Source organism: Streptomyces sp. NPDC000410 (assembly GCF_040300305.1).
Taxonomy (GTDB): Bacteria; Actinomycetota; Actinomycetes; order Streptomycetales; family Streptomycetaceae; genus Streptomyces.
In genome coordinates, this window is record NZ_JBEPDM010000022.1 from 37,426 (window position 1) to 50,104 (window position 12,679).

12 protein-coding genes and 1 pseudogene are annotated in these 12,679 nt (G+C 71.8%); 5 read left to right on the forward strand and 8 right to left on the reverse strand.

Annotation, left to right across the window (positions count from 1 at the left end; all coding sequences use genetic code 11):
- Positions 1–13: 13 nt before the first annotated feature.
- The 8 genes and pseudogenes from ABT342_RS22005 to ABT342_RS22040 all read right to left on the reverse strand — a co-directional run bounded on the left by ABT342_RS22005 (position 14) and on the right by ABT342_RS22040 (position 7,771).
- Positions 14–1,088: pseudogene (locus ABT342_RS22005) on the reverse strand (zinc-dependent alcohol dehydrogenase family protein).
- Between the two features lie 20 nt (positions 1,089–1,108).
- A complete protein-coding gene (locus tag ABT342_RS22010; RefSeq protein ID WP_502965588.1) occupies positions 1,109–1,831 on the reverse strand; it encodes a lysoplasmalogenase in 723 nt (240 codons plus the stop codon).
- A complete protein-coding gene (locus tag ABT342_RS22015) occupies positions 1,753–2,649 on the reverse strand; it encodes a sterol desaturase family protein (protein ID WP_351576342.1) in 897 nt (298 codons plus the stop codon). Before ABT342_RS22015 ends, ABT342_RS22010 begins: the two co-directional genes overlap by 79 nt.
- Before the next feature lie 111 nt (positions 2,650–2,760).
- Positions 2,761–3,411 (reverse strand): VIT1/CCC1 transporter family protein, encoded by a 651-nt coding sequence (locus ABT342_RS22020; protein ID WP_351576530.1) that lies wholly within the window; start codon positions 3,409–3,411, stop codon positions 2,761–2,763.
- A 140-nt stretch (positions 3,412–3,551) separates the two neighbouring features.
- Complete coding sequence (locus ABT342_RS22025) at positions 3,552–4,778, reverse strand: amidohydrolase family protein (RefSeq protein WP_351576345.1); 1,227 nt, start codon at positions 4,776–4,778, stop codon at positions 3,552–3,554.
- The gene (locus ABT342_RS22030) at positions 4,775–6,061 is read right to left on the reverse strand and encodes an amidohydrolase family protein (protein WP_351576348.1); all 1,287 of its coding nucleotides are present in this window, start codon (positions 6,059–6,061) and stop codon (positions 4,775–4,777) included. Before ABT342_RS22030 ends, ABT342_RS22025 begins: the two co-directional genes overlap by 4 nt.
- A 22-nt stretch (positions 6,062–6,083) precedes the next feature.
- The gene (locus tag ABT342_RS22035; protein ID WP_351576351.1) at positions 6,084–6,968 is read right to left on the reverse strand and encodes an SDR family NAD(P)-dependent oxidoreductase; all 885 of its coding nucleotides are present in this window, start codon (positions 6,966–6,968) and stop codon (positions 6,084–6,086) included.
- A complete protein-coding gene (locus ABT342_RS22040; RefSeq protein ID WP_351576354.1) occupies positions 6,965–7,771 on the reverse strand; it encodes an acetoacetate decarboxylase family protein in 807 nt (268 codons plus the stop codon). The genes ABT342_RS22035 and ABT342_RS22040 overlap by 4 nt, the downstream gene beginning before the upstream one ends.
- 104 nt (positions 7,772–7,875) lie before the next feature.
- On the opposite strand from ABT342_RS22040, the gene ABT342_RS22045 reads away from it, so the two are divergent.
- From ABT342_RS22045 to ABT342_RS22065, 5 genes are all read left to right on the forward strand, one after another.
- Positions 7,876–8,499, forward strand: coding sequence for a TetR/AcrR family transcriptional regulator (locus ABT342_RS22045; RefSeq protein ID WP_351576357.1), 624 nt, complete (start codon positions 7,876–7,878; stop codon positions 8,497–8,499).
- Between the two features lie 74 nt (positions 8,500–8,573).
- A complete protein-coding gene (locus tag ABT342_RS22050; protein WP_351576361.1) occupies positions 8,574–9,569 on the forward strand; it encodes a DEDDh family exonuclease in 996 nt (331 codons plus the stop codon).
- A 108-nt stretch (positions 9,570–9,677) separates the two neighbouring features.
- Complete coding sequence (locus tag ABT342_RS22055) at positions 9,678–9,911, forward strand: metallothionein (protein WP_124002417.1); 234 nt, start codon at positions 9,678–9,680, stop codon at positions 9,909–9,911.
- A 127-nt stretch (positions 9,912–10,038) separates the two neighbouring features.
- Entirely contained in the window at positions 10,039–10,845 is an 807-nt protein-coding gene (locus tag ABT342_RS22060) for an SURF1 family cytochrome oxidase biogenesis protein (RefSeq protein WP_351576533.1), read from the forward strand.
- A 30-nt stretch (positions 10,846–10,875) separates the two neighbouring features.
- Positions 10,876–12,675 carry a glycoside hydrolase family 15 protein gene (locus ABT342_RS22065; RefSeq protein ID WP_351576366.1) on the forward strand — a complete coding sequence of 600 codons (1,800 nt, stop codon included), beginning with the start codon at positions 10,876–10,878 and terminating at the stop codon, positions 12,673–12,675.
- Positions 12,676–12,679: the final 4 nt, after the last annotated feature.

A 12,679-nucleotide genomic window follows, 5' to 3' on the forward strand; every position in this document is an offset into this window, starting at 1 on the left:
CCACCGGCGCCCTCTACGGCTTGACCAGGACTTTCAGGGCAGTCCGTTCGTCCATCGCGCGGTAGCCGCCCGGGACGCCGTCCAGGGCGACGGTGACGTCGAAGACCGGCGAGGGGTCCACGCGGGATTCCAGGATGTCCGGGAGCAGTTCGGGGATGTAGGCCCGCACGGGTGCGACCCCGCCGCGCAGCGCGATGTTGCGGTCGAACATGACGCTCAGGTTCAGTCCGGTGCCTCCCCCTCGGCCTTCGGCCTGGGGGGACCCCCAGCCGTGCGGCACGCCGACGTAACCGATCGCCCCGCCGTCGCGGGTGATCCCGACAGCCGTGCGCATCGACTGCTCGGTGCCGACCGCCTCGATGACGGCGTGCGCGCCCTGGCCGCCGGTCAGCTCGCGTACGGCCACGACGGCCTCGTCGCCGCGCGCCGCGACGACGTCCGTGGCGCCGAAGGTGCGGGCGAGGTCGGTGCGCGCCTGGTGGCGGCCGAGCGCGATGATCTGTTCGGCGCCGAGCCGCTTGGCCGCGAACACCCCGCAGAGCCCCACCGCGCCGTCCCCGACGACCGCGACGGTGCTGCCCTTGGTGACGCCCGCGCCGACGGCGGCGTGGTGGCCGGTGCCGAGGACGTCGGAGAGGGCGAGGAGGGCGGTGAGCAGCCGGTCGTCCGACGCCGCGTCGGACGGGAGCTTGACCAGCGTCCCGTCGGCGAGGGGCACGCGCGCGGCCTCGCCCTGGCCGTCCGTCGTGGCCGGGCATGCCCCAGATCCCGCCCTGCGGGCAGGACGTCTGCAGGCCTTCGGCGCAGTACTCGCACGTGCCGTCGGACCAGACGAACGGGGCCACGACGAGGTCCCCCGGCGCGAAGCCCGCCACGTCGGCGCCGGTCTCCTCGACGACGCCCAGGAACTCGTGGCCGATCCTCTGCCCCGGATTGCGCGCCGACTCGCCGCGGTACGCCCACAGGTCGCTGCCGCAGATGCAGGCCAGCAGGACGCGCACGACGACGTCCGTGGGCTGCTGGATCGTCGGGTCGGGCACCTCCTCCACACGGATGTCGTGCGGGGCGTGGATGGTGGTGGCGCGTATGACGTGCGGGTCCTTGCTTTTCAGACGGCGGTACGGATCTCGACGTTCTCACCGTACGCCGGACTCAGTGAGCCCGTTGTCAGCAAGTACTGCGCCGCCCCGTACGTGAGCATGATCCAGAAGTCGGGCGCGGGCAGCTGTGGCCACGCGGCGACCCCCGTCGCGATGAGCGTGTCCGAGACCAGGAACAGCGCCCCGCCGATACCCGCCGTGCGCCCGAGCGCGCTCGACCGGTACGCCATGGCGGTGAGCAGCAGCGAGTACCCGGCGACGGGGATGCGCAGATCGGCGGGCAGGTCGCCCCACAGGAGCGCGACGACGCCGACGAGGGCGGCGGCGTACGCCACCCCGAGCGCCGGGCTCGTACGCCCCCGGCCGAAGAGCACGAGGTAACAGACGTGCCCGGCGGCGAACGACCCCATGCCGACGAGGAACGCCCACTCCGCGTCGAACAGCAGGAACACGTCCCCGCCCCAGCCGAAGAGCAGCGCGGCGATCAGCGTCCGGGGTGCGCCTCTGGTCGCCGCGTACCCCGCGAGCAGCGGCATGAGCAGGGGCTTGGCGATGCGGTGCCCGGTGTCCCAGCCGGCGGCCAGTGCCCCGAGGTCGGCGGCCAGCGCCACCCCGAAGGCGACCAGCAGCACCCGGGCGAGGCGTTCCTTGCTCACGCGACGCGCTCCGGCCGAGGCTCCGGGGACGGAGACGGGGACGGGGACGGGGACGGTTCGGCGGCGGGCTGCCATCCCGGCCCCCGGAACACCCGTCCGGCCCGCTCGCGCCAGCTGCTCGCGGCCCGTACGTCGCGGGCGATCGCGGCGTACTCGTGGGTGGCCACGCGCAGCGGGTTGTACGTCTCGATGTTCTTGGTGAGCCCGAACACGGGCCGCTCGGTCTCGGCCACGAACGACCGGAACAGCCGGTCCCAGATGATCAGGATGCCGCCGAAGTTCCGGTCCAGGTAGCCGCCTTGGGAGGCGTGGTGCACCCGGTGGTGGGAGGGCGTGTTGAGCACGTACTCGAAGGGCCTCGGCAGCTTGTCGATCCGCTCGGTGTGCACCCAGAACTGGTAGACGAGGTTCGCCGAGGAACAGAACGCGAGCGCGGCCGGGTGGACGCCGCAGGCGATCAGCGGCAGGTAGAACGGCCAGACGGTGAGCGAGGTCCACGGCTGGCGCAGCGCGGTCGTGAGGTTGAACTTGCGGCTGGAGTGGTGCACCACGTGGCAGGCCCACAGGATGCGGATGACGTGATGGCCGCGGTGGGACCAGTAGTAGAAGAAGTCCTGCGCGAGCAGCATGAGCGGGATCGTCCACCACAGGACGGGGATCCGGGCGGGCGTGAGCTCGTAGACCGCTGTGTAGATCGCGACGATCGGGATCTTCCACAGCAGGTCGAAGGCGAGACTGCCGAGCCCCATGGTGACGCTGGTGGCGGCGTCCTTGGCCGTGTAGCCGGTGGCGTCCTCGTCGGGATGGAGCCGGTAGCTGACCATCTCCAGGACGGTGAGCAGGACGAAGGCGGGTATCGACCACAGCACGACATCGGGCAGGTTGGGCGGCATGCGAGCACCGTAGAGGCGGGTGTGCGGGCTCGGCTAGATGGTGTTACCGACAAGTATGCGAGACAACTTGTCAGCGAGTTTTGGCAACTTCCGCCAAGTCCGGGACCCTCGCTACACCCCCGCTGCCCCCAGCAGCGACCCGGCGGCGTACGTCACCCCCATCGCCAGCGCTCCCCCGCCCACGTTCCGCGCCATAGCGCGCCCCGCGGGGGCGTCCCCGAGCCGGGCGCTCCACCAGCCCGTGAAGGTCAGGGCGGCCAGAACCGACAGAACGGTCACCCACAGCCGGTCCGCCGACGGGGGCAGGACGATCGCCAGGAGCGGCAGCAGCGCGCCCACCGTGAACGCGAGGAAGCTCGCGCCCGCCGCGTGCCAGGGATTGGCGAGCTGGTCGGGGTCGATGCCGAGCTCCACGCGCGCGTGGGCCCGCAGGGCGTCGCGTTCGGTGAGCTGGATCGCGGCCTCGCGGGCGGTGTCGCGGGCGAGGCCCCGGTCGGCCAGCAGGTCGGTCAGTTCGTCGAGTTCGGCGTCCGGCTGCTCGCGCAGTTCGCGTTTCTCGGCCGCGAGCGCCGCCTTCTCCGAGTCGCGCTGGGTGGAGACCGAGACGTACTCGCCGGCGGCCATGGACATGGAGCCGGCGAGCAGTCCGGCGAGGCCGGCCGTGAGCAGCGCGCCACGGTCGTCGGTCGCGCCCGCGACGCCGACGACGAGGCCGGCCGTGGAGACGATGCCGTCGTTGGCGCCGAGCACCGCGGCGCGCAGCCAGTTGAGGCGGGTGCCGAGGGACTCACCGTGGGGGTCGTGGGGTTCGTCGTGGGATGCGTTTTCGGACGCGTTTTGGGATCCGTCGTGGGATGCGTCGTCAGTCGGTTCGGTCACGCGGGGAGGGTCTCACCGCGGGGTCACCACACGCGTACCGACCCGCCCGGGGCGAACGCGGGGCTGGTGGCGTCGGGCGGCACCTCCTTCAGCGGTTCGGCGATCTCCGCCACGGTCGGGCCGTGGACGGCGGCGAGGCCGTCGAGCAGGCCGAGGTCGAAGCCGTACACCCGGGCCGCGTTGCCGCCGGCCATGGCGGCGACCTCCTCGCGCGGCAGGCCCGCGTAGGCGATGCGGAGGCCTTCGCGGGAGTAGGGGGCCGTGCCCTCGTCGTGCGGGTAGTCGCTGCCCCACATGATCTTGTCGAGGCCGATCCGGTCGCGCAGCGGCACCTCGTGGGGGCGCATGAAGCTCGCGCCGACGAAGCAGTTGTCGCGCCAGACCTCGCTGGGCCCCTTGCCCATGGAGGCGGCGAGCCCCGCGCCGAACTTGGACTCGGCCGTGGACGCCCGGGTGGCCGCCGCGACCAGCCGGCCGTGGTAGTAGTCCAGCATCTCGACGACCGCCGGGATCCAGCCCGAGCCCTGCTCGGTGAGCACCAGCTTCAGACCGGGGTGGCGGCGGAACGCGCCGCCGAAGATCAGGTGCCACAGCGCCCGGTGCGAGAACCAGGTCGTCTCCACCATGAACACCGCCCGAGCGGCCGGTTCGTCGCCCAGCGGCGGGGACGCCGAGCCACCGTGGTGGTTGACGGGTACGTCCAGCTCCTCGCAGACCGCCCAGAGCGGGTCGTACGTCGCCGAGTACAGCTCAGGGAGGCCCGACCCAGGCGGCGTGCCCGGCAGCAGGATCCCGCCCGTGAGCCCGGCTTCCCTGCCGCGGCGGACCTCCGCGACCGCCTCGTCCACGTCGTTCAGCAGGATCTGCGCGACACCCGCCCGCCGGCCCGGCGCGAGCGAGCAGAAGTCGGCGAGCCAGCGGTTGTGGGCGCGCAGGCCCGCCCAGCGCTGTTCGTACTCCTGGCGCGTGGGCGCGGGCGCCATCAGGGACGCGGAGGGGAAGAAGGGCGGGATGGTGTTGGGGAAGACGACCTCGGCGACGATGCCGTCGGCCTCCAGCTCGGCGACCCGACGGTCGGAGTTCCAGTTGCGGTCGGCGGTGTCGGCGAGCAGGTCCTCGTACGGATTGACGTACGTCGCCGCCCACGCGTCGAAGTCGTCGTGGTGGCGCTTCTCCAGGTACGACTTGTAGTCGAGGAGGTCCGCTCCCGCGTGGCAGTCGGCGGAGATGACCGTATAGCGGTCAGTCATGACATGACCCCCAGGGACGGGAAGTCGTGGTCCGTGAGCCAGTGGCGGCCCACCTCGCGCGACCTCGCCCAGGACGCCTCGACGGCCGCCTGGTCGTCCGGCTGGCCGAGGTCTGCCGGGGTGGGGCCGATACGGCGGGCGATCGGCTGGAGCCGCGCCACGTCGAAGCCGAAGACCTCGGCTGCCGCGAGGCCCAGGATGCGGCGGGTCTCGGCGACCGGGATGTCGTGGAACGTGTTCTTCAGCCAGGCGCGGGTGTTCGGCCAGGTGCCTTCGGGGTGGGGGAAGTCGGAGCCCCAGAGGATGTTGTCGACGCCGATCTCGTACCGCTGGGCGAGTTCACGCCGCTTGGTGTTGGTGGCGCAGATGAAGACCTGCCGGTCCAGATACTCGCTCGGCGGCCGCTTGAGCTCCGCGAAGGGCGAGAGCTTCTTCCCGCCGTGCGCGCCGAGGTAGAGCCGGTCCATGAACCACAGGAGGTTCGGCAGCCACCAGCAGCCCGATTCGGCGACACCGAACTTCAGTCCGGGGTGGCGCTCGAAGACGCCCGACCAGAGCAGGAACCACAGCGGCCGGGCGGGCCACCAGGTCACCTCGGAGACGTAGATGCCGAGGTGGTCGCCGTACTCCTGGCGCGGCGCCGCGCCGGAGTGGGTGACCAGCGGCATGCCCGTCTCGGCGGCGGCCGACCAGACCGGGTCGTAACGCCGGTCGTGGTAGGGGGCCTTGTCCACCCACATGGAGGGGATCATCAGCGCGCCGAGCCCGGACTCCTTGGCCCGGTGGATCTCGGCGACGACGCGGTCCACCTCGCCGGTGACGGGGAGCAGGGCGACGCCGCAGTGCCGGGCGGGGTTCTCGGAGACGAACTCGGCCAGCCAGCGGTTGTGCGCCTGCGCGCCCGCCATGCCGAGCTCCGGGTCCTGGTCGCCGGAGAGTCCGAGGCCGACGCCGAAGGGTGCGGCGGTCCGGCTGTCGACGGCGTCCGCGTCGGGGAAGACGACCTCCGCCGCCACCCCGTCGCCGTCGAGCTCCTTGAGCCGCTGGCCGGTGTCCCAGCCGCCCCGCAGGCCTTCCTCGTTGTCGCTGAACCACTTGTCCGCGAAGGCCTCGTTGCGTACGCCGAGGCGGGTCATCTCCTCACGGCGGCGGTCCCGGCCGGCGAGGAAGTCCTCGAACTCCCGGTGGAAACGGCGGTCGAGGTAGGGCCGGTACTCCTCGGTGGGCAGCCCGGCGTGGCAGTCGGAGGAGATGATCAGGTAGGGGTCGTTCGGGTCCGTCATGACACGTCCCTCATTCAAGGCCTCATTCAAGGATGAAGCTTTCGAGATACGACGGGTTGGCGCGGTCGAGCATCGACTGCGAACGCGCCCGGATCTGGCGGTCGCTGTGCTCGCTCTCCGGGATCAGCCAGAAGCGGTCGTCCCTGATGCCCTCGACCACGAAGTCCGCCACCTCCTCCACGGGCGTGAACAGCACGTCGTGGCCGGCCGCCTTCATCGCGGCCTCGTACTGGTCGAGGCTCCGGTACGGGGTCCTGCGCGGCCGCTGCTTGGCGTACCGCTCGGGCCGGTTGCGGTGCGACTCCCACAGGCCCGTGCGGAGCATGTGCGGGCCCGGGAAGAGGACGGACGCCCCCACCCGCGCGCCCTCCGCCTTCAGGTGCGCGTACAGCGACTCGGTGATGGTGACGACGGCGGACTTGGTGACGGCGTACACGGACGCGGTGGGCAGCGGGGCGATGCCGCCGTCCCCGGACGACGTGTTGACGACATGGCCGGGCTCGCCGCCCGCGATCATGCGCGGGACGAAGGCCTGGATGCCGTGGAAGACGCCCCACACGTTCACCGCGAAGGCCCACTTCCAGTCGTTCGGCTCGTGTTCCCACATCCGGCCCTCGGCGCCCGAGCCGACACCCGCGTTGTTGCACAGCACGTGGACGGCCCCGAAGGTCTCGTACGCGGCGTCCGCGAGGGTCCGTACGGAGTCCCGGTCCGCGACGTCCACCACCCGCGCGAGCACTTCGGCGCCGTCCGCGACGAGCTCGTCCGCGGCCTTGGCCAGGGCGGCCTCCTCCACATCGGCGAGGACGACCTTGAGCCCCTCGGCGGCGAAGCGGCGGGCCATCGCGCGTCCGATGCCGCTCGCCGCGCCGGTGACGACGGCGACCTGTCCCGGCTCCGGCCTCATCGGACGCTTCCCTCCGGCGGGCCGTCGAGGATCTGCTGCGGATCGTCGTAGCGCTGGTGGATGTAGGGCAGGAGCGCCTGTGCGCTGACCCGCTCCACCACGCGCCCCTTCTGGTCGGTGGTCTTCTCGCCGATGGTGAGCTCCACCAGCCGGTGGACGGGCAGGTCGGCGACCGGGTCGTACATCGACTCGCGCAGCACCACGTCGCCGGTGATCCGCTCCAGCTTGCGGACCTTCTCGCCCCGGACGCAGTGGACGAGGACCGGGTCGGCGTCGAAGCCCGAACCGGCTCCGTCGACCGACGGGAGGAACTTGAAGTAGAAGTCGGTCTTCTCGGTCGGCTCGGGCAGCGGCAGCGTCTCGGACACCGCGCCGCGCACCTCGACGAAGGCGATGCCGTGCCGGGCGAGTGCGGCCCGTACGACCAGGCCGTCGCGTTCCACCGTGACCTCGCCCAGCTTCTTGGGCTCGCCGAAGACCTCGCGGCCGCCGATCAGGGCCCGCTCGTGGGTCATCGGCATGACCAGCGGATACCAGCCCCGCTGGTCCCCGTGGGCGGCGGCGACCGCGACCGAGCCGGCGCCGAGCGGGTAGCCGGGGAGGTCGACCTTGCTGATGTTCGCCCGCACGAGGGGGCGGTCGGTGGGTTTGAGCGGCGGCGGCAGCACGGCCGCGACCGCGTCCGGGTCGGTCTCCCACAGGGCGACCACGCCCGTGGACCAGATGTCGGGGAGTTCGGCGCCGGCCGCGCGGGCCGCGGCGATCTCGGCCTCGGTGCGCGCGCCGTACCGTACGCGTGCCATGTCGTACCACCCTTCGTCGCGTCATCGTCGGGGGTTCTGTAACACAGTTACACCGGCTGCGATGAAGGGTAAAGAGCCGTGCACGCACCAGAATTGGGGGCTCCATGTCACGTACCGCCCTGACCCGTGACGAGGTACTGGACGCCGCCGCGGGCCTCGTCCGGCAGCACGGCCCGGACGCCCTCACGATGCGCAAGCTCGCCACCGAACTCGGCACGGCGGTGACGTCGATCTACTGGCATGTCGGCAATCGCGAGTCGCTGCTGGACGCGCTGGTCGAACGGACCGTCCAGGAGATGGGCGCGATCCGCCCGTACGGGCACACCCCGGCGGCCCGCATCGAGTCCGTCGCCCGGCGGCTGCGACGGGAACTGCGGGCCCGGCCGCATCTGATCGCGATGGTCCACGAGCGGGGCCTGACCGAGCGGATGTTCCTGCCCGCCCAGCGGGCGCTCGTCCACGAGGTGCACGCCGCGGGGCTGCGGGGGGCGCGCGCCGCCGAGGCCGTGCGGGCGGTCCAGTTCCAGATCGTCGGCTTCGTCCTCGTCGAACGGAACCGGGAGCGCGCGCCGGTGCAGTCGCCGGGCGAGGACGAGCTGTGGGGCACCGAGACCGCGGAACACGACCCGGACCTGGCCCGGGCACTGGCGCGGCCGGCGGACCCCGAGCGGCTGTTCACCCGCTCCGTACGGGCACTGGTGGAGTCGCTGCTGTCCCCCGGGAATTGACGGGGCGAGCGGGTCCGGCGGAGCCGGCGGGCGGGCGGCGCGGACGGCGTTGTCAGTGACGCCCCGTATTCTCTGTGACCATGCTCGACGACCGCATGACCGCAGCAGCGTGGCCGACCGCGTACCCACAGGGGTACGCGGTCGTCGACGTGGAGACCACCGGACTCGCCCGGGACGACCGGATAGTGTCGGCTGCCGTCTACCGGCTGGACTCGCAGGGAAATGTCGAGGACCACTGGTACACGCTGGTGAATCCGGAGCGGGATCCGGGCCCGGTGTGGATCCACGGACTCACGAGCGACGTGCTGGAGGGCGCGCCGCTCTTCGCGGACATCGCCCACGAGTTCGCGGGCCGGCTGGAGGGCCGGGTGCTCGTCGCACACAACGCGATCTTCGACTGGTCCATGATCGCCAGGGAGTACGCACGGGCGGAGCGCGTCCCGCCCGTGCGGCAGCGGCTGTGCACGATCGCGCTCTCCAAGGAGCTCGCCCTCCCCCTGCCCAACCACAAGCTGGAGTCCCTCGCCGCGCACTTCGGCGTCGTCCAGCAGCGCGCGCACAACGCGCTGGACGACGCGCGCGTGCTGGCCGAGGCGTTCCGGCCGAGCCTGCACGCGGCCGCGGAGCGCGGCGTGCGGCTGCCGCTGCTGGAGTGCCGGCCGCTGACCGAGTGGTCGTCGGCCCCGGCCGCCCCCCGCATCGGGTACCAGGCGTCGAGGTCGTCCTACCAGCCGTACCCGTCGGCCGCCGGGTGGCGCCCGTCACGGAAGCGGCCGCCGTGTCCGTATCCCAACCCCGGGCGCTACGAGTCGGACAAACCGCTCAAACAGGGCATGCGGGTGGCCTTTTCGGGGGACACCTCGATCGAGCGCGAGCTGCTGGAGGACCGCGCGATCGAGGCGGGGCTGCATGTCGCGACGAGCGTGTCCCGGCTGACGAGCCTGCTCGTGACGAACGACCCGGACTCGGCGACCTCGAAGACGGTCAAGGCGAAGTCGTTCGGGACACCGGTCATCGACGAGGCGGCCTTCACCCAATTGCTGAGGGACGTGGCTCCGGCGGAGGACTGACCCGCGCGGGAGGTCCTCGCGGACGGCACTGCGCCGGTCGGGTGCAGCCTCGCCGACCCGCCAGCCGGGATCTTGCTCCGCGCCCCCGCGCTCCGGAGCATGCGGCGCATGGCACGTTGCGAGGTCTGCGGAAACGATTACGGCATGTCCTTCGAGGTGCACGCGCAGGGCGCGGTGCACGTCTTCGACTGCTTCTCCTGCGCCATCCACCGGATGGCACCCATCTGTGAACACTGCCGGGTCCAGATCATCGGCCAGGGCGTCGAGGTCGAGGGCCACTGGTACTGCGGCGGACACTGCGCCCGCGCGGAGGGGAGGGCGGGCATCGTCGACAAGGTGTGAGACCCCGGGCCCCGGCCCTGGCCCCGGACATCGGTCGGACTTCGGTCGGACTTCGGTCGGACATCGGACACCGGGGCCTCCCCCACCCGCCTGAATGCACCCCATGGCCGAGTTGTACGGTCGTGGGGTGTACCGCTTCCTGTTGTCCCGGCAGTGGGTGATCCTCACCCTCATCAGCCTCGTCCTCATCCCCGTCATGGTCGAGCTGGGCTTCTGGCAGCTGCACCGGCACCAGCACCGGGTCGCGCAGAACGCGCTGATCTCGGACAACCTCACCGCCCGGCCCGTCCCGGTCACCGAGCTCAGCTCCCCCGGTCACACCGTTCCGCGCGCCGACTACTGGCGTCGGGCCACCGCGACCGGGACGTACGACACCGCGCACGAGGTCGTCGTACGCCGCCGGACCAACAGCGACGACCGGATCGGCTTCCACGTGCTGACCCCGCTCGTCCTCACGGACGGCCGCGTCGTCCTGGTCAACCGCGGCTGGGTGCCCGCGGCGGCCGATCAGGCGGCGTTCCCCGAAGTGCCGCCCGCCCCCAAGGGCGAGGTGACCGTCACCGGCCGGCTGATGGCGGACCAGACGACCGGCGCCAGCGGCATCAGGGACCTGGCCGGTCTGCCGCCCCGTCAGATCATGCTCATCAACAGCGAGCAGCAGGCCAAGAGGATCGGCCGGCCGGTTCTCGGCGGCTATCTGGAGCAGACCGCGCCGGAGCCGCAGGGCGGTACGCCCGAGCTGATCCCCGCGCCCGACCACGACTCCATCGGCGCACACATGGCGTACGCCGTTCAGTGGTGGCTGTTCGCGGCCGGTGTGCCCGTCGGCTGGGTGGTTCTCGTACGCCGTGAGAAGCGGGACCGCGAGGCGGCGGCGCAGACCGGGACGGCCGAGCCCGCCACCGCCGCTGCTCAGGGAAGCGGCACTGCTTAGGGAAGCGGCACTGCGGGAACACGCCAGAGCGTGACGCAACGTATCGAGGACTACGCGCTCATCGGCGATCTGCAGACCGCGGCCCTGGTCGGCATGGACGGCTCGATCGACTGGCTCTGCCTGCCGCGCTTCGACTCGGGGGCCTGCTTCGCCGCGCTCCTCGGCGACGAGGACAACGGCCACTGGCGGCTCGCGCCGAAGGACGCCGGGAAGTGCACCAGCCGCGGCTACGTGCCCGGCACTCTCGTCCTCGAAACCGTGTGGGAGACCAGGACCGGCATGGTCAAGGTCATCGACTTCATGCCGCAGCGCGAGAAGGTCCCCGAGGTCGTGCGGATCGTGGAGGGCGTCAGCGGCACCGTCGACATGTACGCCACGCTCCGGCTCCGCTTCGACTACGGCTCGATCGTGCCGTGGGTGCGCCGCTCCCACGGCCACCGGGTGGCGGTCGCCGGGCCCGACTCCGTTTGGCTGCGCATCGAGCATCCGCAGTCCGTGCCGGTCAAGACCTGGGGCCAGGAGCTCAGCACCCGCTCGTCGTTCACGATCGGCGCGGGCGAGCGGGTGGCGTTCGTCCTCACCTGGCATCCCTCGCACGAGGCCCGGCCGAGGCTCATCGAGCCCTTCGAGGCACTGGAGCAGACCCTGGAGGACTGGGCGCGGTGGACGGGACAGTGCCGTTACGAGGGGCCGTACCGCGACGCCGTACTGCGCTCGCTGATCACCCTCAAGGCACTGACGTACCTCCCGACGGGCGGGATCGTCGCCGCGCCCACCACGTCCCTGCCCGAGGACCCCGGCGGCGTACGCAACTGGGACTACCGCTTCTGCTGGCTGCGCGACTCCACGCTCACCCTCGACGCGCTGCTCGCGACGGGCTACCTCAGCGAGGCGGCGGCGTGGCGCGACTGGCTGCTGCGGGCGGTGGCGGGCGACCCTGCGGATCTGCAGATCATGTACGGGGTCGCCGGGGAGCGGCGGCTGCCCGAACTGGAGCTGCCGTGGCTGAGCGGCTACGAGCGCTCGGCGCCGGTGCGGGTCGGCAACGAGGCCGTCGACCAGCTCCAGCTCGACGTGTACGGCGAGGTCATGGATTCGCTGCACCTGGCCCACCGGGCGGGGCTCGCGGGCCGGCCGCACGCCTGGAACATCCAGCTCACCCTGCTGAACTTCCTGGAGTCGAAGTGGCGCGAGCCGGACGAGGGCCTGTGGGAGGTGCGCGGGGACCGGCGCCACTTCGTCTACTCCAAGGTGATGGTGTGGGTCGCGGCCGACCGTGCCGTGAAGGCCCTGGAGGCCGACGCGGGGCTGCGCGGCGACGCGGGGCGGTGGCGGGCGATGCGGGACGAGGTGCACCGGGAGGTGTGCGAGAAGGGCTTCGACCCGGAGCGGAACACCTTCACCCAGTCGTACGGATCGCGGGAACTGGACGCGGCGACGCTACTCATTCCGCGGGTCGGCTTCCTGCCGCCGGACGATCCCCGGGTGATCGGGACGGTCGACGCGGTACGGGCCGCACTCGGCCACGACGGGCTGATCCGCCGCTACAGCGTGCGGGGCGGCAGCGCGGTGGACGGGCTGCCGGGCAGTGAAGGAACGTTCCTGGTCTGTTCGTTCTGGATGGTCGACGCCCTGCGGATGACCGGCCGGGTGGCCGAGGCGAAGGAGCTCTTCGAACGGCTGCTCGCGCTGCGCAACGACGTCGGGCTGCTGGCGGAGGAGTACGACCCGGCCTCGGGGCGGCAGCTGGGGAACTACCCGCAGGCGTTCAGCCATATCGGCCTGGTGGGGTCCGCTCTCGCTCTCGCCGCGCACGAGGCGGCAGGATAGGGCT